This window comes from Pseudomonas sp. VMV1 (genome assembly GCF_056790235.1).
Map to the genome: position 1 here is coordinate 391,353 of NZ_JBXGSE010000001.1, position 19,744 is coordinate 411,096.

Here is a 19,744-nt window from a genome sequence, read left to right on the forward strand (position 1 = left end):
AGCCCCGAGGGGAGGGGTCAGGCGTTGAACCAGCCCAGCTTGATGACGAACAGGATCGACAGGATGATCAGCGCCGAATTCAGCTCGCGGGTGCGGCCGGACAACAACTTGATGGCGGTCCAGGCGATGAAGCCGAAGGCGATACCGTTGGCGATGGAGTAGGTCAGCGGCATGGCCAGGGCAGTGACCAGCACCGGGGCGGCGGTGGTCAGGTCTTCCCAGTCGATTTCGGCCAGACCCGAGGTCATCAGCACGGCGATGAAGAACAGCGCCGGTGCGGTGGCGAAGGCCGGTACGCTGCCCGCCAGGGGGGCGAAGAACAGCGCCAGCAGGAACAGGACCGCGACCACCACGGCGGTGAGACCGGTGCGGCCACCGGCGGAGACACCCGCGGCGGATTCGATGTAGCTGGTGGTGGTGGAGGTGCCCAGCAGCGAGCCGAACATGGCGGCGGAGCTGTCGGCGATCAGGGCGCGGCCCATCTTTGGCAGGTGGCCGTCCTTGCCCATCAGGCCGGCGCGCTTGGCCACGCCGATCAGGGTGCCGGAGTTGTCGAACAGGTCGACGAACAGGAAGGCGAAGATCACGCTGACCAGGCCGATGTCCAGGGCGCCCTTGATGTCCAGCTGCAGGAAGGTCGGCGCCAGCGACGGCGGCATGGACACCACGCCGCCGAAGGGGGTGACGCCCATGGCGATGGCGATGGCGGTGACCGCCAGGATGCCGATCAGCACCGCGCCGGTGATGCGACGGGCTTCCAGGGCGATGATCAGGAAGAAGCCGAGCACGGCAAGGATGGGGCCGGGCTTGGCCAGATCGCCGAGACCCACCAGGGTGGCCGGGTTATCGACCACGATGCCGGCGTTCTGCAGGGCGATCAGCGCCAGGAACAGGCCGATGCCGGCGGCGATGCCGGAGCGCAGGGCCAGGGGGATGTTGTTGATGATCCACTCGCGGATGCGAAAGATCGACAGCAGGAAGAACATCAGCGCCGAGAGAAACACCGCGCCCAGCGCCGCCTGCCAGGTGTGCCCCATGTGCAGCACCACGGTGTAGGTGAAGAAGGCGTTGAGGCCCATGCCTGGGGCGAGGGCGATGGGGTAGTTGGCGATCAGCCCCATGATCGCCGAGCCGATGGCCGCGGCCAGGCAGGTGGCGACGAAGACCGCGCCCTTGTCCATGCCGGTCGCGCCGAGAATGCTCGGGTTGACGAACAGGATGTAGGCCATGGCCAGGAAGGTGGTGACTCCCGCCAGCAGTTCGGTGCGGACAGAGGTGTTGTGGGCCTTGAGTTGGAAGAGTCGTTCCAGCATGGGATGCCTCGTGCGCGCCGGTCTGATCGGAAAAACGGCGCGCATGATAGCAGGTCGGACGACGACCGTAGCCTGGCGTGACCACACCAGGATCAGATCCGTTCGCTTGACCGCCAGCGGAGCCGGATTCGCGTTGAAGCCTCCAGCATAGGCTGCCCTGGGCGCGGAATCACGACCACCCTGGTGGGTGGCCGTAACCCGTCGATCAGCGCTTGATCATGTCGGCCGCGTGCTGGGTGGCCTCGGCGGTCCGGGTGGCCAGCTTGCGTACCTCGTCGGCGACCACTGCGAAGCCACGGCCGGCCTCGCCAGCGCGGGCCGCCTCGATGGCGGCGTTGAGCGCGAGCAGGTTGGTCTGCGCGGCGATGCCCTGAATGGAGGACACGATCTCGGTCAGCTTGAACAGGTTTTCCTCCATCGACTGATGCTGGGCCTGCTGCTGCTCGCGGAGCGCTTCCTGCTCGTAGCTGGCATGGATGTCGGTCAGGGCGCCTACCACCCGCACGGGCATGCCGTTGGCGGTACGACGTGTCTGGCCACGGGCCCTGAACCAGCGGTATTCGCCGTTCTTGAGCTTGAGCCGGTAGGTGATGTCGAACGGCGTCTGGCCGCTGCGATCATTGAGGTGGGCGCCAAAGGCATCGATGCTGCGCTGCTTGTCTTCGGGGTGCAGGCGCGAGGCCCAGCTGTCCAGGACGTCCGGAAATTCTTCCACGGTCTCGAAGCCCAGCAGGCGGCGGAATTGCGGTGACCACCAGAAGGGGTTCTTGGGATTGACTGGATCGCCAGCGATCACCGCCATGTCCCAGATGCCGTCGTTGAGCATTTCCCGCGACAGATCGAAGCGGGTCAGGGTGACGTCGAGCTCTTCATCCTTCATGCGCTGGTCATGGATGTCGCGCAGCGAGCCTGCCACCCGTAGTGGTGTGCCCTGGCCATCGCGCAGGGTTTCGCCACTGGCGCGAAACCAGCGGTACTCGCCGCTCTTGGTGGCGACCCGGTACTCGACGTCGTAGGGCGTACGGCCACTGCGGTCGTTGAGGTGCCGGGCGAAGGCATCCAGCGTCGGCTGGCTGTCCTCGGGGTGCAGGCGGCTGGCCCAGCTGCCCAATTCGTTGGGAAAGTCAGACTCATTGCGAAAGCCCAGCAGGGCACGGAACTGATCCGACCACCAGAAGGCATTGCGCGGGTTGACCGGATCGCCGGCCACCACTTCCATGTCCCAGAGCCCTTCGCTGGACGCCCGGTTGACCAGATCGAAGCGCGTCTTCAGCAACTGCACCTCGGCCTCGCGGTTTGCCAGTCGGGCGGTCAGGTCCTGGATATCCTGCTGCAGCTCCTGCATCTGGACTTGCTGATCCTGCTGCTGCTTGAGCAGAGGCTGCAGGGCCTGGCCCAGTTCGCGAATCGCTGCAGGCCCCTGAAGCAGTTCTGGTCCGATCGCCTGTTGCGGGGCGTTGATCGCCGTGATGGCAGCGCGGATGCCGCGCAGAACTGCAGAGTGCTGAAGTAGCGACATGCGAGAAAGCTCCTGGAAGACGGATGATTAGTACGCTTTTTGTTAGCGCAGTGTCAGAGGTTATCGGCCGGCTTCGCTTGGGCTTTATAGCGTGCTAGAGGGATTTCTAGCGTAGAGGTAGCGATGAGGGGCAAGAGGGGCGGCTGGTGATCCTGCAGCCAGGCGGGGCGAGCCGCCGTGGACAAGGAGGGCACGATGCCTGCTCCCGGCGGGTGCTGTCAGGGGAGGCGATGGCCGCTTACCGCGTCGCCCGCATCTCGCGCCAGGCGAAAGCTGTCCAGGGTACTCAGCACGCCCAGTACGGCGATGGCAATGAAAGCCAGGCGGAAGTCCAGAAGCTGCGGATCCAGGTGGCCATGCCACTCCATCGAGGCGCGCAGCAGCAGGGCGGCGATGGCCACACCCAGTCCCATGGCCAGTTGGAAGTTGGTACTGAAGAGGGTCGAGGCATGGCTCAACCGCGCCTTGGGGATGTCGGCGAAGGCCAGGGCATTGCTGGCGGTGAACTGCAGTGAGCGGAACACCCCGCTGGCGAATAGCAGGAGCAGCACCAGCGGCAGGGGCCAGGCCGGGGTGAGCAGGCCGCAAGCCAGCAGGCTCAGGGCGCTGAGCAGGCCGTTGACGGTGAGGATGCGGCGCAGGCCAAAGCGGCGCATGGCAGCGGTGGTGAAGGGCTTGGCCGCCAGGTTGCCGGCAAACAGCGCCAGCAGGAGCAACCCGGACTGGAAAGCATCCAGTCCGAAGGACAGCTGGAACATCAGCGGCAGGAGGAAGGGTGCCGTGGCGATGGAGACGCGGAACAGTCCGCCGCCGAGGATGGACGCCCGGTAGGTGGGAATGCGCAGGGTGCTGAAATCGATCAGCGGCCGTTCCAGCCGGGCCATGTGGCGCACGGCCTTGACGCCGAGGATCAGCCCGACTCCCATCCAGGCCAGGTTGCTGCCCAGGCTGCCCTGGTTCTGGCCGAGTCGCTCCACGCCCCACATGAAGGCCACGCAGGCGCCACCCAGCAGCAGGAAGCCGCGCCAGTCCAGCGGATGCCGCTGGGTCGGGATGTCGGCCGGTACCAGGCGCCAGGCCAGCAGCAGGGCGATCAGCCCCAGCGGCAGATTGAGATAGAAGATCCAGCGCCAGTCGGCATAGGTGGTGATGAGGCCACCCAGCGGCGGGCCCAGAACCGGTGCCACCAGGCCCGGCCAGGTGATGAGGGCGATGGCGCGTACCAGTTCGTGCTTTTCGGTCACCTGCAGCACCGCCAGCCGGCCCACCGGCACCATCAAGGCGCCCCCGATGCCCTGGAGGATGCGTGCGGCGATGAACTGTTCCAGGGACAGCGCCATGCCACAGAGCAGCGAGGCCAGGGTGAAGAGGCCAATCGCCAGGGTAAAGACGGGGCGTGGCCCGAAACGCTCGGCGATCCAGCCGCTTACGGGGATGCCCACGGCGATGGCCAGCAGATAGGCGCTGATGCCCAGGTTGAGATCCACCGGATCGCGACCGAAAGACGCCGCCATCTGGGGCAGGGCCGTGGCGATCACGGTGGCATCGAGGTTTTCCATGAAAAAGGTGAAGCTCACCAGGCAGGCGAGCAGCTTCCAGCGTTCCATGAGTCTTGGTCCCTGGCCTAAGACGGGGGGCTACTCTGCCTGACGTGGCGCGAAGTCCGCCAGTCCAAGGGCCGTGCATGACAGTCAGGAATTGGCCGCCGTCATCCGAGGCAGCCTGCTGACGGCGAGAAAAGACAGTCGTCCTCGCTACGAGGACCGCTGGCCCGGCTGACGCGAAGCGCTGCAAGGGATCGTGGAGCTTTTCCGGCAGCCCGGGGGTCCAACCTTCGAATGCAAAGGAGATACACCCATGATCAAGCAATCGCTGCTCTCTCTGGCACTGGGTACCGTCGTCCTCGCCGGGGCCCTGCAGGCACAGGCCGCTCCCGAATCCATGACCCCGGTGAAGCCCGCCGCCGACAAGGAAGCCTCGGAGCCGACCAACTCGCAGTATCAGAACAAGGTCAACAAGAAAGAGGCCAATCAGAGCGATGAGGCCATTACTCACGATCCCGATCATCCTACCTTTGAACTCGAGGAAGGTGGTCGGGCGCCACGCAAGTACATCCGCGATGAGTACGTGATCAAGGATTGGAAAAAGCACGGCCTGGAACAGCCGGGCGAAGACAGCCAGTGGGTCAAGATCGGTTCCGACTATGTGATGATCAAGCGCAGCAATGCCGTGATCGACAAGATCGTCAAAGCCAAGCAGTGATCTACCTTGACCGGGGCCGAGCCATCGGCTCCGATGGTATCCAGGGTGTCCAGGCGGCATGCTGAAGCACCCTTTCCGGAGTTTGTTGCATGACCAGTGAAATCCGCGTCGTCGCCATCTTGCAGGCCAAGCCCGATCAGGCCGCGGCTGTCGAAAAGGCCCTGCGTGCCATCGTCGCTCCTTCCCGCGCCGAAGCCGCCTGCCACTTCTATACGCCGCATCGCGATCCGAGCCATGAAGGGCGTTATGTCTTCATCGAACGCTGGGCCAGCCGTGAAGCCCTGGCCGAGCATGAAGAGACCGCACACTTCAAGCAACTGCTCGCCGATCTCGACGGTCTGCTCAGTGAACCGCCCCAGGTCATGATCCTCGAAGAATTGCCGCTGGCCTAAGGCGGACGACATCGGGTTGTCACCTGCCTGAGCCACCCTGGCCTCTTTTCGCGGAGGCCCGGATGAACACTTCACGACGTCAAGCGCTCGGCCTGCTGGGTTTGGGCCTGAGCGCTCCCTGGTTTGCCGGTTGCAGTGCCCGTGAGCCGCAGCCGGATCCCTTTACCTTGGGCGTCGCCAGTGGCGATCCGACCCCCGAGGGTTTTGTCATCTGGACCCGGCTCGCACCCGATCCGCTGGCCGCAGATGGCCTGGGAGGTCTGCGCGGCCCGGTCGAGGTTCAGTGGGAGATAGCCCTGGACCCAGGATTGCGCCAGGTGGTGCAACGGGGTACGGCCACGGCGCTGCCGCAAACCGCCTTCAGCCTGCCGATCACCCTGAACGGCCTGGCGCCGAGGCGCCCCTACTGGTACCGCTTCACCGCGCTGGGGCATCAGAGCCGTCCAGGGCGAGCCACCACGCTGCCGCCGTCCGCGAGCGCGCTGCAACGCCTGAAACTGGTGGCCGCATCCTGTTCCCACTACGAGAAGGGCTTTTTCAGCGCCTATCGGCACATGGCCGACGAACAGCCGGATCTGGCGCTGTTTCTTGGCGACTATTTCTATGAGTCCAACGTGTCGCCGCAGCTTCCGGCGGTGCGCCGGCACGGCCTGCCGGAAGCCCGGGACCTGGCCGGCTACCGACGGCGCCACGCCCTGTATCGTACCGATCCTGACCTGCAATACCTGCACGCCAACGTCACCTGTCTGATGACCTGGGACGACCACGAGGTGCAGAACGACTATTCCGGGCCCTGGTCGGCCGACCCCAGGGTGAGCCAGGCGGCCTTTGCCGTGCGGCGCCAGGCGGCCTACCAGGCCTTCCGCGAGCATGCCCCGCTACGGGCCTGGCGGACCCAGGGGGCGGCGCTGCGTCTCTATGACCGTTGGCGCTTCGGCGACCTGGCCGAGATCCATCTGCTCGATGGTCGCCAGTACCGTAGCGAGCCAGCCTGTGCAACGCTCCAGACCCGGGGCGGCCATCTGGTGGCACCGAACTGCCCCGGCTTGCGCGATGCCGCGCGCAGCATGCTGGGTCAGGCACAGGAAGGCTGGCTGCTGGATGGCTTTCGCCATAACGCCACCCGCTGGAACCTGATCGCCCAGGATCTGCTGATGACACCCCTGCGCCAGCGTTTTCCAGACGGCGATCCGGCGCGCTGGACCGATGGCTGGGACGGTTATCCGGCCACCCGCGAGCGGCCATGGCCGACAGTCGCCTGGCCAATCCGGTGACCCTGGGCGGCGACATCCATTCGTTCTGGGTGACGGACCTGCACCGCGAGCCGGAGAACGAGCGGAGCCCGGTGGTGGCCAGCGAATTTGTCGGCACCTCCATCACCTCGGATGGACCGGATTACCGGCGCTTCCAGGCATTGTTGCCGGAGAATCCCCAGGTGCGCTTCTTCGACAGTCGACAGCGCGGCTATCTGGCCCTGGAGCTGACGCGGGAACGGTTGCAGGTGGACCTGCGCACCATCAGTGACCGAACCCGTCCGGATGCCGAGCGCAGCACCCGGGCGAGTTTCGTGGTGGAAGCGGGGCGGCCAGGGGCCGTCCCTGCCTGAGAGCCTGCTCCAAAGCTGCTGCGCGTCGGCCAATCTGCGTTGAAAATGGCTTCGGAATGCTCATTTACCCTACGTAAACTCGCGCGCGAGCCCGGTCCGCTTCCTCAGCTATTTTCGCGGGGCCGCCTAGGCCTTGCTTGGCTCTAGCTCGCTAGCCTTGGAACAGGCTCTGCGGGCTCAGACGAACAGCGACAGCAGCATGATGAAGGCCAGGGCCACCACCGAGAGGATGGTCTCCATCATCGACCAGGTCTTGAAGGTCTCGGCCACGGTCATGTTGAAGTACTGCTTCACCAGCCAGAAGCCGGCGTCGTTGACGTGGGAGAGGATCACCGAACCGGCGCCAGCGGCCAGCACCAGCAGTTCCTTGTTCACGCCGGGGATCAGGGCCACCACGGGGGCGACGATGCCGGCGCCAGTGATGGTCGCCACGGTGGCGGAGCCGGTGGCCACGCGGATCACCGCCGCCACCAGCCAGGTCAGCAGGATGGGCGAGATCTGGGTTTGCACCGCCAGGTTGCCGATCACTTCACCGACGCCGCTGGCCACCAGCATCTGCTTGAAGCCACCACCCGCGCCAACGATCAGCACGATGGCCGCCACCGGGGCCAGACTCTGGTCCAGCAGCTTGACGATCTTCTCGCGGGAGAAGCCGCAGGCGGTGCCGAAGCTGTAGAAGCTCAGCAGCAGGGCGGCGAGCAGGGCGGTGATGGGGTGGCCGATGAAGTCCATCCAGACGCGGAAGTGGTTGTCGGCAGCGAAGAAGATGTCGGCGAAGGCCTTGAGCAGCATCAGGATCACCGGCAGCAGCACGGTGAAGACGGTGATGCCGAAGCCCGGCAGGTTACGGTTGTCGGTCTCCTGGGCGATCTGGGCGACCAGCTCGGGATTGGCCGAGCCAGGGATGCGCTTGGAGATCCAGGCACCGAAGATGGGACCGGCGATCATGGCGGTGGGCAGGCCGACCAGCAGGCCGTAGAAGATGGTCTTGCCGATGTCGGCGCCGAACACCCCGACCGCCAGCAGCGGACCCGGGTGCGGCGGCACCAGGCCGTGCACGGCGGAGAGACCGGCCAGCAGCGGGATGCCCAGCTTGACCAGCGACAGCCCGGTGCGGCGGGCGACGATGAACACCAGGGGCGCCAGCAGCACGAAGCCGATCTCGAAGAACAGCGGGATGCCCACCAGGAAGGCGGCGAACATCATCGCCCAGTGCACGCGCTTGATGCCGAAGGCGCGGATCAGCGTCTGGGCGATCTGGTCGGCGCCGCCGGAGTCGGCCATCAGCTTGCCGAGCATGGTGCCCAGGCCGAGCAGGATGCCAACGAAGCCGAGCACGCCGCCGAAGCCGTCCTGGAAGGATTTCATGACCTTTTCCACCGGCATGCCGGAGGTCAGCCCGAGAAAGCCCGAGGCGATGGTCAGGGCGATGAAGGGATGGACCTTGAACTTGGTGATCAGGAGCACCAGGCCAATGATGGTGACCAGGGCGTCGAGCAGAAGGAAGCTGTTGTGGTCCATGCCGAACATGGCACCTCTCCTATTGTTGTTGTGGGCGTTGGGGGTGGTTGAAGTGGGTAGCGCTGTCTCGTCAGGCCGGCTGGGCCAGGCGAGTCGAGGTGTTCCACCAGGCCGATACCTGGGTACCGATGGCGGGCAGGGTGTCGCGTGCATCCACTACCAGCGTAGCCGGTTCACCGTGGGGTGCTTCCAGGGCGGCGAACTGGCTGTCGATCAGGCTGGCGGGCATGAAGTGTCCCGGGCGATTGGCGACGCGCTGCGTGGCGGTCTCGCGGGTCAGTTCGAGGAAGACGAAACCCAGGCCGGGTACCGCCTGGCGCAGCTGGTCGCGATAGCGGCGCTTGAGTGCGGAGCAGGTGAGCACGGGACGTTCGCCCGCGGCCACGGCGGCGGCCAGTTCTTCGCCCAGGCGAGTCAGCCAGCCGGCGCGATCGTTGTCGTCGAGAGGGATGCCAGCGCTCATCTTGGCGATGTTGGCCGGTGGGTGAAAGGCGTCGCCTTCGATCAGGCGGCCCTCGTCCTGCTCGGCGATGGCCGCGCCGACGCTGCTCTTGCCGCAGCCTGCGACGCCCATGACCACCAGCGCGGGAATGGGAGTGTTCATCGTCACCTCCGGTCTGGAGACAGCGCTACCCCGAAAAATGAAAAAGGTAGCGGCTTCCAGTTCTTGTCGATCTTGTTGGGCCGAATGCCGACGTGCTCCGGCAGGGCACATCAGGCTTGTAGTGTCTGCTGAGACAGCGCTACCTTAGGCGCGTTCTCCGTCTCTGACAAGCCTGAAACCACAACAATGAATCGAACGGGTTCTCGTAGTTCCGGTCGGCCCACCCTCACCGAGGTGGCGCTGCAGGCCGGCGTTTCTCCCATCACCGCTTCCCGTGTCTTGCGCGGGGTCGCCACCGTGGCGCCCGAGCTGGTCACCCGCGTGCAGGAGGCGGCCGCGCGCCTTGGTTATGTCACCAATCCGGCCGCCCGTGCCCTGGCCTCGGCCCAGGGGCATTCGGTGGTGGTGCTGGTGCCGTCGCTGTCCAACCACCTGTTCATCGAACCGCTGGAGGCCATTCACGAGGTCCTGCATCCGCGCGGCCTGGAGGTGCTGATCGGCAACTATCACTACGATCCCGCGGAAGAGGAAAAGCTGATCCGCAACTACCTGGCCTATCAGCCCAGGGGCTTGCTGCTGACCGGCTTCGACCGCACCGACGCCGCCCGCCAGTTGCTGGCGGCCAGTGGGGTGCCACGGGTACACATGATGGAGCTGGATCCGGCCGGCGCGACACCCAGCGTCGGCTTCTCCCAGCACGCGGCCGGTGCGGCGGCCGCGCGGCATCTGCTGGCGGCGGGGCGTAAGCGCCTGGGCTACGTGGCCGCGCAGCTCGATCCCCGGGCCCTGGCGCGGGGCGAAGGTTTTCGCGAGGTGCTGCGCGAAGCGGGGTGCTACGACCCGGGCCTGGACGTATTGGATCCGCAGCCGTCGTCCGTGGGGTTGGGCGCCCGGCAATTCCGTGACCTGCTGGCGCAGCGACCGGATGTCGACGGCCTGTTCTTCTGCAATGACGACCTGGCCCAGGGCGCCCTGTTCGAGGCGCAGCGTCTGGGCATCGCCATTCCCGAGCGGATCTCGGTGCTGGGCTTCAACGACCTGCCCGGCTCGGCGCACACGGTGCCCCGGCTGTCCTCCATCCAGACTCCGCGCGCCGCGGTAGGGCGCCAGGCCGCGACCCTGTTGCTGGGACTGCTCGATGGTCGCAGTCAACCGACCTGCGTGGACCTGGGATTCGAGCTGGTGAGCCGGGAGAGTGTGTAGGGCCCGCGTCGAAGGCTCATAGCGGGGCTTAGATCCGCTAATGTCGGGCTTCGCTGCGCTCAGCGCCAACCTACGGTACCCGTGTTGGCCGCGCGACGTAGGTTGGGTTGAGACGGCTCCATTGTCGAAGCCCAATGGCAGAGTCTCGATCCGGCCATGTTGGGCTTCGCTACGCTCAGCGCCAACCTACGGTACCCGTGTTGGCCACGCGACGTAGGTTGGGTTGAGACGGCTCCATCGTCGAAGCCCAACGGCAGAGTCTCGATCCGGCCATGTTGGGCTTCGCTGCGCTCAGCGCCAACCTACGGGGCCTGGCCACTCACGCTCCTACCGCCTTGCCTTGACCGTAGGAGCGGCCCATGGCCGCGATGCGCTGGCGCCGACTCCTACCGCAACGACTTGGCCAGTATCCGGGACTGGCCCTGGAAGTCCTGCCGGGCATAGAAGGCCTGGGCGTCAAGGTTGAACTCCATGACTTCCAGGCGCAGTTCGTCGACGCCGTTGTCCCGGGCCCAGGCTTCCACGGCTTCCAGCAGCCGCGCCCCCACACCCTGGCGCTGGTGGCTGGTGGCGACCACCAGAGTGCCGATGCGGCAGAGGATGAGGGGCTGCAGAAAGGAAATCGAACCGGTATCGGACAGCCGTGCGGTGACGAAACCCACCAGGGTGTCCTCTGCCTCGGCGACGAACAGGACGCCATCCTCGGGCTCCAGCTGGGCGGCCCAGTAATCCTGGTCGCGCCAACCACCGGAGGGCCGGGCAAAGGTCGCCGGGGCCTGCTGGTGATGCTGCTCGGCGAGTTGTTCGGCCAGGGTGCAGATGGCGGCCAGGTCGGTAACGAAGGCAGGACGAATACGCAAGAGCGATGCTCGCAGAAAGAGTCAGCTGTTCACCTTAGCCGTACGGACCGGGTCAGGAAACATCCGGCTCGGCCGGCAGCTGCTGATACCAGTCGGCATAAGGCGTGTTTTTCGCCATCCGGCGGTTGTAATCGGGAGCGCCATCGGTCCACCAGACCGGGCCGCGTTCCCCCAGGGCCCGCTTGGCCTCGTCCACCGCCGCACGGGCCTGACGCAGGGCCGCGTCGTCGCCCTGGCGCTTGGCGGTACCCACCTGGCGGCGGGCATCCATCAGCTGGTGGGTCAGCGTCTCACGGCGTTCAGCCGGCAGGCTGGGATTGGTACAGCGCCAGAGTCGTCCCCTGACCACGAAGTAGCGTCCGTCCGGGGTGGTGGGGTAGCTCATGGGCAGGGTCTCTGGTCAGTCGTCGATGTCGAGCAGGGCGCGGCAGTCCGGATAGTTCGAGCAGGCCCAGAATTCCCGGCCCTGGTGGCGACCGCTGCGGGCGCGGCGGCGAACCATGGGCGCCTGGCATTCGGGGCATTCCGGCGCCAGCGCCTGGCTCGGGGCGGCCGCCCGGGCGCGTGGGCGACGGCCCCCGAAGACGGCATCGCGCACGGCACTGGCCGAATAGCGCGCCGCCGCCGGAATCTCCACCAGGCGCAACTGGGCGGCCTCGCATACCGCGCGGACGAAGCGGTCACGCTGCTGGCGGTGGCGCTGCAGGTGCGAACGGTCATTGAGCTCGACCACGGCGTGTACGGCGAGGTCGTCGCGGCGGCAGATGGCGAAGTCGAAGTGCTTGCAGTTGATGCGGTTCTGCGCGACCAGGTAGCGGCGCCGGTCGCGCAGCGGCAGGGTCTGGACCACATCGGCGATGCGGACCTTGCCGAACACCCGGTAGTCATCGCCCACGGCTTCGTCGAGCACGGCGAGAAAGGCCTTTTCGGCGGGGGTGAAAAGGGCTTCGACCTGGCGATAGGGAAAGGCCGCCTGGCGCTGACGCTGCCACCACCAGGATGCCCCGAGCAGCAGCAGTCCGGCCAGGACCAGCAGGGGCAGATAACGCTCGTACATCTCGAACTCCAACAGCGGGGCGCCATGATAGTGAGTCCTGGCGCCGGACAGCAGCGGCGGCGACGAAACGTCAGTCGCGTCGCGGTAGTTGCCGTTGCAGATCGTCCAGGCGCAGCAGGGTCACGGACTTCAGACAGCTCAGATACTGCAGCTGCTGCATGGGGCCGCTGAAACCGCGGGTGGCGGTCGTGCAGCGGGGTGCCCGGTCGGCCTGCCAGAGCTGCTGCAGGCGTTCGAAGGCAGGTCGTTGCGTGGGAGAGGTGGCTGCCAGCCGCCGACCATAGACGTCAGCCAGACGGGCCTCGGCCGCCGCCAGGTCGTCGGCTGCGCAGGCGGCCAACTGGGCCTCGTTCCCCTGACGATCGCAGGCGACGGGCGTGGGTTCGGCGGCGAGCGCCACGCGGGTAAGCGAGAGTGCGAGCAGGAGCAAGAGCAGGCGGGAGACAGGCATGAAGGACAGTTATCCAGGAGGCAGTCCCCCTAGACTGCCGCAAGCGCGAGCCGCTCACCAGGCGCCGTTGGTTTCCGGCTGCTCGCCCTGGATGTCACGGAAGGCGCGGATCTGCTCCAGCAGCCAGGTCACCCAGCGCTGCACCGGCGCGTCCACCGTACCCCGGGGCAGTACCAGGAAGTAGGCCTGGGGCGACAGCTGATTGAATCGGTCCGGCAGCGGCCGCACCAGGGCGCCACTGGCCAGCAGTCGCTGGGCCAGCACACAGCCGCCGAGCGCCACGCCCTTGCCGGCGGCCGCCTGTTGCAGGGCCATGCCGCTGAGCGAATAGCGTGGTCCGCGCAGATTGCCGCCAAGGCTGACGGCCTGGCTGGTGAACCAGTCCTGCCAGGCGTTGAAGCGGCTGCTAGGGCGACCCGACCGCCAACCACCGGGCCATTCGGCGTGCAGCAGGGGATAGTCCAGTAGCGCGGCGGGCTCCGTCAGGGGCGCTGGGATCAGCGCGGGACTGCAGACCGGAAAGATCCACTCGCGCAGCAGCAGGCGGATCTCGCCATCCTGCCAGTCGCCACGGCCATAGCGGATCGCCGCCTGGGCACCTCCCTCGGTGCCCAGCGGCACGATAGCGGACGAAGCATCGAGGAAGACCTCGATATCCGGATGCCGGCGCTGGAAGTCTTCCAGGCGCGGCAGCAGCCATTCCTGGCCGAAGGTGGGTGGCGCACTGACGGTCAGAACGCTGCTCTTGACCCGTGCCCGGGCGACGGCGCGTGTCAGGCCGTCGAGGTGGGGTGCGATCTCCGCGGCCAGGTTCCGACCCGGCTCGGTGAGTCGTACCCCCTGGGGCAGGCGTTCGAATAGGGTCTGCCCCAGTTCGTCCTCCAGGAGGCGGATCTGCCGACTGATGGCCCCGGCGGTGACATGCAGCTCGGCTGCCGCCCTGGCGAAATGCTCATGCCGGGCAGCCGCCGCGAAGGCACGCAGGGCATTGAGGGGGAGGGCGATGGTCATGACAGCCTTAGTTTTCCTGAGCCTGACGCCCATTAAACATCGTTTGTCCGACCTGTTCAGCCGCCTTCACCATTCAGGCTCACTTATTCGTGGAGCGACGCTCATGCGCAAGGAGCTCGATCTCCCCGCCGTGCTGGTGATGCTGGTGCTTTGCCTGGTTTGGGGCCTGCAACAGACGGCGATCAAGGCCATCGCCGAACAGGTCGACCCGTTGCTGCAGATCGGCTGGCGCTCGCTGCTGGCGGCCGGGTTGCTCTATGGCCTGGCACGCTGGCGCGGCATCCGCTGTCTGGGCCGGGACCAGACCCTGGTTCCCGGCCTGCTCGCCGGTTCGTTGTTCGCCATGGAGTTTCTGTGCATGGCGGTGGGCCTGAACTACACCAGCGCCGCGCACATGGTGGTGTTCATCTACACGGCGCCGCTGTTCGCCGCCTGTGGCCTGCACTGGCTGGTACCGGGCGAGCGACTGTCGTTGCGTCAGTGGTTGGGCGTCGTCCTGGCGGGTATCGGCGTGGTCTGCGCCTTCCTGATCGGCCAGCCGAGCGGTGGGGCGAGCTGGCAAGGCGATCTGATCGGCCTGGTCGGTGGCGCCTGCTGGGGAGCTACCACGGTGCTGATCCGCCGCAGCGCTCTGGCCGAGGCGCCGCCCTTGCGCACCCTGTTCTATCAGCTTGGGGTGACTGGAGTCGTGCTGCTGGCGCTGGCCCTGCCACTGGGCAAGCGGCTGAACCTGGCGGGGCTCGACTCCGTGGCCTGGTCAAGTCTGGCGTTCCAGGTGTTCATCGTCGCCGGCATCAGTCTGCTGGGCTGGTTCGTGCTGCTCAGTCGCTATCGCGCTGCCCCGCTGGGGGTGCTGACCCTGCTGACGCCCCTGTTCGGCGTGCTGATGGGGGTCTGGCTGCTGGGCGAGACACTCGGGGCAGGTTTTCTCGTCGGTGCGGCCCTGGTGCTCTGCGGTCTGCTGATCGTCAGCTATCCTTCCCGCTCGCGAACGGCCCCCCGCTGACTCGCCTGGTCCCGAGAATCCGATGCCTGCTACCTCCACCCACCCCTGGCTGTTGCGCCTCATCCCGCTGGTGTTCCTGGCCCTGTGGTCCGCCGGTTTCGCCGTCTCCAAGGTGGGCCTGGCCTATGCACCGCCCTTCACCCTCCTGGCGATGCGTTATGGGTTGGCGTTCAGCGTGCTGTTGGTCGCCTTTCTGATCCTGCGTCCGCCCTTGCCGCGCACGCGCCGGGAGTGGGCGAATCTGGCGGTGGTGGGCTTCCTGATCCAGGGGGTCTATTTCGGCATGAGCTACGGTGCCCTGGTGATGGGCGCCTCGGCCAACGTGGTCGCCATGGTGGCGTCGCTGCAGCCGATCCTGGTCGCCTTGGGCGCGCCCTTGCTGGTGGGCGAGCGGGTGGCGCCGCTGCAGTGGCTGGGCCTCGCCCTGGGCCTGCTGGGCGCGATCGGGGTGATCCTGGCGCGGGCCAGCGTCGCCGTGGAAACCCTTTCCGGCATCTGCCTGGCGGTAGGCGCCTTGCTGGGCATGACCAGCGCGGTGCTCTACGAGAAACGCCTGGGTGTCGCCCAGCATCCGGTCACCAATAACCTGGTGCAGTACAGCGTCGGTCTGGTGTGTTGCGCACCTTTGGCGCTGCTGTTCGAGCACACTCCGGTGCACTGGGCGCCCGCCTTCATCGGCGCCCTGGCCTATCTGGTGCTGGCCAATTCGTTGCTGGCCATCAGCCTGCTGGTGTGGATGATCCGCGCTGGCGAGGCGGCACGGGTCAGCGCCCTGTTCTTCTGCGTCCCACCAGGCGCGGCCCTGACCGCCTGGCTGCTGCTCGGCGAAACCCTGCCGCCGCTGGCCTGGGTCGCCATGGTGATCGCCATCGGCGGAGTGCTCCTGGCGACGCGTTCGGGGGCGAAGGCGGCGCGCTGAAGAACGCGCCGCCTGCCACTAGGCCGTCTTGAGTCCGGCCAGCACCTTGTCCACCGTCAGCGGATAGTCGCGGATGCGCACCCCGCAGGCGTTGTAGACGGCATTGGCAAGGGATGCGCCGGCACCGCAGATGCCCAGCTCACCCACGCCCTTGATCTTCAGCGGATTGGCCTTGGCGTCCAGCTCCGGCAGGAAGTGGGCCTCGATGGCGGGGATGTCCAGGTGACAGGGATAGTGGTAGTCGGCCAGGTCATGGTTGACGAAGTGGCCATGGCGGGTATCGATCACCCCCTCTTCGTGCAGCGCGCTGCCAACGCCCCAGATCATGCCGCCCAACATCTGCGAGTGGGCGGTCTTCTCGTTGAGGATGCGGCCGGCGGCGAACACCCCGAGCATGCGCCGTAGACGGATCTCGCCGGTGATGGCGTGTACTCCGACTTCAGCGAAGAAGGCGCCGTAGGCCTGCTGGGAATAGTCCTTGAGGGTCTGCCCCGGCTTGATCTCGCCGATGGCCTGGAGATCGTGTTCCCGGGCCAGCTCGGCAAGGTCGCGACTGCCATTGTCGGCAATCAGCCGCCCGCCGACGAAGCGGGCACTGGCCAGATCCAGCCCGGCGGCCTCTGCGGCCTTCAGGCGCAGGTTCTCACAGGCGACATACACCGAGGAGCCGGAACTGGCCGCGCCAAAGGAGCCACCGGAGCCCGCACCCGCAGGGTCGTCGCTGTCTCCCAGCAGGACCTTGACCCGCTCCACCGGCAGCCCGAGCGACTCGCCGGCGATCTGCGCCAGGATGGTGTAGGTCCCGGTGCCGATGTCGGTCATGGAGGTCTTGACCGTGGCCGTGCCATCGGCTTCCAGCCGCACGCCGGCCTGGGAGGGCCTGAGCATGTTGGCGCGACTGGCCGCGGCCATGCCCATCCCGATCAGCCAGTCGCCGTCGCGCATCTGGCCGGGCTTGGCACTGCGCTTGTTCCAGCCGAAGCTGCGGGCGCCGTCCTGCATGCAGTCCACCAGCTTGCGGGCAGAGAAGGGGATGTGCTTTTCCGGGTCCTGGCTGGGCTCGTTGCGCAGGCGCAATTCGATGGGATCGAGATCGAGCATCGTGGCCAATTCGTCCATGGCGCTTTCGCTGGCGAGCATGCCCACGGCTTCGCCGGGCGCGCGGCAGGAGCCGGATTCGGGCAGGTCCAGTTCGACCATGCGGTGCGCCACCAGGCGATCGTCGCCGGCATAGAGGGTGCGCGAGGAAAGACCTGTGGGTTCGTAGTAGGTGAGGCCGCGGGCCGAGTGGGACCAGCCCTCGTGGGCCATGGCCAGAAGGCGGCCATCGCGGTCGGCGCCCAGGCGGATCCGTTGCACGGTGGCCGAACGGTGGTCGGTGATCTGGAACATCTGCTGGCGGGTGAGGGTGACCTTGACCGGTCGGCCGATAGCCCGGGCGGCCATAGCGCCGATCAGGGCATCGGCATAGATCGGCAGCTTGCCGCCGAAACCGCCGCCGATGTAGCGCGCCACGATGCGGACGTTCTCCTTGGGCAGTTGCAAGGTATTGGCCACGCAACTTTGCGCCTGCTCGACGAACTGGGTGGAGCAGTAGATGGTCACCCGGTCGCCGTCCCACTGGGCGAGGCTGGCGTGGGGCTCCATCTGCGCATGGATGTGGTAGGGCGTGGTATAGCGCTCGTCGAGCTTGACCGGTGCCCGGGCGAAGGCGGCGTCGACATCGCCCGAGGCGGTGTCGGTGGGCTGGTCGCCATCCGGTGGCTTCACCGCCTGGCCGAGGTTGGCGGCCAGATCGAAGGCGCCCGGTTCGGCGGCGTAGTCGATCTCCACCAGGGCCGCCGCCAGGCGTGCCTCCTCGAAGGTCTCGGCCACCACGAAGGCCACCGGTTCGCCGAAGTAACGCACCTGATCGCTGTCCAGGTAGGGCTTGGGCCGGCTGAAGCGGCTGTTGTTGTCTGGCTCGCGAGCCGCTTGGCGCGGGGCGTTGCGGTAGGTCAGGACGTTGAGCACGCCCGGCGCGCTTTCGGCGGCGGAGGTGTCCAGTCGAGCGATGCGGCCCTTGGCGATGGTAGCCCCGACGATGAAGCCATAGGCCACGCGATCATTGCGAAACTCGAAGCTGTAGGGCGCCTGGCCGGTGACCTTGAGCATGCCGTCGACGCGATCGATGGGCTTGCCGATCAGGCCGCCGCGATTCTCATCGATCAGGTTGCGGCCAACGGGTTCGTTCATTTCCATGCTGCTGTCCTCAGGCCTGTTGACGGGCATCGGCCACGCCAGCGCGCAGGACGCGACGGGTCAGCTCGAGTTTGAAGTCGTTGTGGCCATAGCCACGGGCGCCGGCGAGCAGGGCATCGCCCACCCCGGCCAGGTCACCGTTCGCCGCCTGGCCGGCAAAGGCCTGATCGGCCGCCGCCACGCGCCAGGGTTTGTGCGCCAGACCGCCGAAGGCGGCGCGACCGCTGCGGATGCGCGCGCCGTCGAACTCGACGATGGCCGCCATGGACACCAGGGCGAAGGCATAGGAGGCACGGTCGCGCACCTTGCGATACACCTGGATACCGGGCGGTGGCGGTGGCAGGGTCACGGCGGTGATGAGTTCGCCGGGTTGCAGCACCGTTTCGATCTGCGGGGTGTCACCGGGCAGGCGATGGAAGTCGGCGAGGGGGATGCGGCGGGTGCGGCCATTGGCTTCGCGGGTTTCCACCGTGGCGTCCAGCACGCGCATGGCCACCGCCATGTCGGAGGGGTGCACGGCGATGCACTGGTCGCTGGCGCCGAGCACCGCGTTCATCCGATTGAAGCCGCCCAGGGCCGCACAGCCACTGCCGGGCTGGCGTTTATTGCAGGGCATCGCAGTGTTGTAGAAATAGGAGCAACGAGTGCGCTGCAGCAGATTGCCGCCAGTGGTGGCCTTGTTGCGCAGCTGCGCCGAGGCGCCGGCCAGCAGGGCGCGCGACAGCACCGGATAGCGCTCCCGTACCCGCGCATCGGCAGCCAGGGTGGAATTGCGCACCAGGGTACCGATGCGCAGGCCGCCGTCCTCGGTGGCGCGGATCTGATCCAGCGCCAGGCGATTGATGTCCAGCACCTGGCTGGGCGTCTCGATCTCCAGCTTCATCAGATCCAGCAGGTTGGTGCCGCCAGCGATGAAGCGACTGCCTGCCTGGACGCCCTGGCGGCTGGCGTCGGCCTCATTCTGGACACGCCGATAGTCGAAGACTCTCATGCCTGGCCCCCCGCCATCTGGATGGCCGCGACGATGTTGGGATAGGCGCTGCAGCGACAGAGGTTGCCACTCATGCGCTCGCGGATCTCTTCCTCGCTCAGCCGCATGGGGCCATCGAGGCGCGCCGAGACATGGCTGGGCATGCCGGCCTTGACCTCGTCGAGCAAGGCCACCGCCGAGCAGATCTGCCCAGGCGTGCAATAGCCGCACTGGAAGCCGTCCTTGGCCAGGAAGGCGGCTTGCATGGGATGCAGGCGCTCGGCATTGCCCAGGCCCTCGATGGTGGTGATGGCGTCGCCTTCATGCATGGCGGCCAGGCTCAGGCAGCTGTTGATGCGCTGACCGTTCACCAGCACCGTGCAGGCGCCGCACTGGCCATGATCGCAGCCTTTCTTGGTGCCGGTGAGGTGCAGGTTCTCGCGCAGGGCATCGAGCAGGGTGGTGCGGCTGTCGACCTTGAGCCGGCGCGCCTCGCCATTGATCTGCAGCGTCAGCGGCAGCAGCTGCGGCAGGCGGGCGGCGATGGCCTGGGGTGTCAGGGGCGCGCCACCGCTGGCCTGGGCAAAGGTGTAGCCGGGAATGGCGCTGGTCGCCACCAGCACCGCGGAGGTGCCGAGGAACTGGCGCCGCGACAGGCGCCAGCGAGCATCGGAGTCGGAAGCCATGGTTGGATTCTCATCATTGGGGGCATATCACGGGAGTTCTGATGACTACCGTGCCGCCAAGGGGGTTCAGGGCGCTGGCGCACCATCGGACAAGGTCGCCATACCGGATGTGTCCAGGCGGCG

18 protein-coding genes and 1 pseudogene are annotated in these 19,744 nt (G+C 66.8%); 6 read left to right on the forward strand and 13 right to left on the reverse strand.

Going from position 1 to position 19,744, the window contains the following annotated elements; all coding sequences use genetic code 11:
• Positions 1-17 precede the first annotated feature (17 nt).
• The 3 genes from ACUCV0_RS01760 to ACUCV0_RS01770 form a co-directional block, all read right to left on the reverse strand.
• Positions 18-1,313, reverse strand: coding sequence for an NCS2 family permease (locus ACUCV0_RS01760; RefSeq protein ID WP_059314123.1), 1,296 nt, complete (start codon positions 1,311-1,313; stop codon positions 18-20).
• A gap of 205 nt (positions 1,314-1,518) precedes the next feature.
• Positions 1,519-2,832, reverse strand: coding sequence for a methyl-accepting chemotaxis protein (locus ACUCV0_RS01765; RefSeq protein ID WP_271654272.1), 1,314 nt, complete (start codon positions 2,830-2,832; stop codon positions 1,519-1,521).
• A 218-nt stretch (positions 2,833-3,050) separates the two neighbouring features.
• Positions 3,051-4,439 carry an MFS transporter gene (locus tag ACUCV0_RS01770; RefSeq protein WP_482211858.1) on the reverse strand — a complete coding sequence of 463 codons (1,389 nt, stop codon included), beginning with the start codon at positions 4,437-4,439 and terminating at the stop codon, positions 3,051-3,053.
• A gap of 250 nt (positions 4,440-4,689) precedes the next feature.
• On the opposite strand from ACUCV0_RS01770, the gene ACUCV0_RS01775 reads away from it, so the two are divergent.
• From ACUCV0_RS01775 to ACUCV0_RS01785, 3 genes and pseudogenes are all read left to right on the forward strand, one after another.
• A complete protein-coding gene (locus ACUCV0_RS01775; protein ID WP_059314126.1) occupies positions 4,690-5,094 on the forward strand; it encodes an RcnB family protein in 405 nt (134 codons plus the stop codon).
• Between the two features lie 89 nt (positions 5,095-5,183).
• Positions 5,184-5,486 carry a putative quinol monooxygenase gene (locus ACUCV0_RS01780; RefSeq protein WP_482211859.1) on the forward strand — a complete coding sequence of 101 codons (303 nt, stop codon included), beginning with the start codon at positions 5,184-5,186 and terminating at the stop codon, positions 5,484-5,486.
• Between the two features lie 62 nt (positions 5,487-5,548).
• Positions 5,549-7,092, forward strand: a pseudogene (locus ACUCV0_RS01785) (alkaline phosphatase D family protein).
• A 177-nt stretch (positions 7,093-7,269) separates the two neighbouring features.
• On the opposite strand, the gene ACUCV0_RS01790 reads toward ACUCV0_RS01785, so the two are convergent.
• On the reverse strand, positions 7,270-8,622 hold the full coding sequence (locus tag ACUCV0_RS01790; protein ID WP_059314129.1) for a GntP family permease: 1,353 nt from the start codon (positions 8,620-8,622) through the stop codon (positions 7,270-7,272).
• A 61-nt stretch (positions 8,623-8,683) separates the two neighbouring features.
• Positions 8,684-9,217 (reverse strand): gluconokinase, encoded by a 534-nt coding sequence (locus tag ACUCV0_RS01795; RefSeq protein WP_482211860.1) that lies wholly within the window; start codon positions 9,215-9,217, stop codon positions 8,684-8,686.
• A 186-nt stretch (positions 9,218-9,403) separates the two neighbouring features.
• Here ACUCV0_RS01795 and gntR point away from each other — a divergent pair, with 186 nt between their 5' ends.
• Positions 9,404-10,420, forward strand: coding sequence for an HTH-type transcriptional regulator GntR (gene gntR, locus ACUCV0_RS01800; protein ID WP_313649308.1), 1,017 nt, complete (start codon positions 9,404-9,406; stop codon positions 10,418-10,420).
• Positions 10,421-10,806: 386 nt separating this feature from the next.
• Here the strand turns inward: gntR and ACUCV0_RS01805 are convergent, their stop codons facing one another.
• The 5 genes from ACUCV0_RS01805 to ACUCV0_RS01825 form a co-directional block, all read right to left on the reverse strand.
• Positions 10,807-11,280: an N-acetyltransferase family protein gene (locus ACUCV0_RS01805; RefSeq protein ID WP_482211861.1), complete on the reverse strand. Its 474-nt coding sequence runs from the start codon at positions 11,278-11,280 to the stop codon at positions 10,807-10,809.
• Positions 11,281-11,332: 52 nt separating this feature from the next.
• On the reverse strand, positions 11,333-11,665 hold the full coding sequence (locus ACUCV0_RS01810) for a hypothetical protein (RefSeq protein WP_482211862.1): 333 nt from the start codon (positions 11,663-11,665) through the stop codon (positions 11,333-11,335).
• A gap of 15 nt (positions 11,666-11,680) precedes the next feature.
• The gene (locus ACUCV0_RS01815) at positions 11,681-12,337 is read right to left on the reverse strand and encodes a DUF2726 domain-containing protein (RefSeq protein ID WP_434776102.1); all 657 of its coding nucleotides are present in this window, start codon (positions 12,335-12,337) and stop codon (positions 11,681-11,683) included.
• Between the two features lie 70 nt (positions 12,338-12,407).
• The gene (locus ACUCV0_RS01820; protein WP_482211863.1) at positions 12,408-12,788 is read right to left on the reverse strand and encodes a lysozyme inhibitor LprI family protein; all 381 of its coding nucleotides are present in this window, start codon (positions 12,786-12,788) and stop codon (positions 12,408-12,410) included.
• Positions 12,789-12,842: 54 nt separating this feature from the next.
• Complete coding sequence (locus ACUCV0_RS01825; RefSeq protein WP_482211864.1) at positions 12,843-13,799, reverse strand: LysR substrate-binding domain-containing protein; 957 nt, start codon at positions 13,797-13,799, stop codon at positions 12,843-12,845.
• Positions 13,800-13,902: 103 nt separating this feature from the next.
• Between ACUCV0_RS01825 and ACUCV0_RS01830 the strand changes: the two genes are divergently transcribed.
• Positions 13,903-14,805, forward strand: a complete 903-nt coding sequence (locus ACUCV0_RS01830; protein ID WP_482211865.1) for a DMT family transporter — start codon at positions 13,903-13,905, stop codon at positions 14,803-14,805.
• Positions 14,806-14,827: 22 nt separating this feature from the next.
• The gene (locus tag ACUCV0_RS01835; protein WP_059314138.1) at positions 14,828-15,724 is read left to right on the forward strand and encodes a DMT family transporter; all 897 of its coding nucleotides are present in this window, start codon (positions 14,828-14,830) and stop codon (positions 15,722-15,724) included.
• An 18-nt stretch (positions 15,725-15,742) separates the two neighbouring features.
• Here ACUCV0_RS01835 and ACUCV0_RS01840 read toward each other — a convergent pair whose 3' ends face one another.
• The 3 genes from ACUCV0_RS01840 to paoA are packed head-to-tail and all read right to left on the reverse strand — an operon-like array spanning position 15,743 to position 19,621.
• Positions 15,743-17,965, reverse strand: a complete 2,223-nt coding sequence (locus tag ACUCV0_RS01840) for a xanthine dehydrogenase family protein molybdopterin-binding subunit (protein ID WP_482211866.1) — start codon at positions 17,963-17,965, stop codon at positions 15,743-15,745.
• 10 nt (positions 17,966-17,975) lie between these two features.
• Positions 17,976-18,956 (reverse strand): FAD binding domain-containing protein, encoded by a 981-nt coding sequence (locus ACUCV0_RS01845; protein WP_323149627.1) that lies wholly within the window; start codon positions 18,954-18,956, stop codon positions 17,976-17,978.
• The gene (gene paoA, locus ACUCV0_RS01850; RefSeq protein WP_323149626.1) at positions 18,953-19,621 is read right to left on the reverse strand and encodes an aldehyde dehydrogenase iron-sulfur subunit PaoA; all 669 of its coding nucleotides are present in this window, start codon (positions 19,619-19,621) and stop codon (positions 18,953-18,955) included. The genes ACUCV0_RS01845 and paoA overlap by 4 nt, the downstream gene beginning before the upstream one ends.
• Positions 19,622-19,744: the final 123 nt, after the last annotated feature.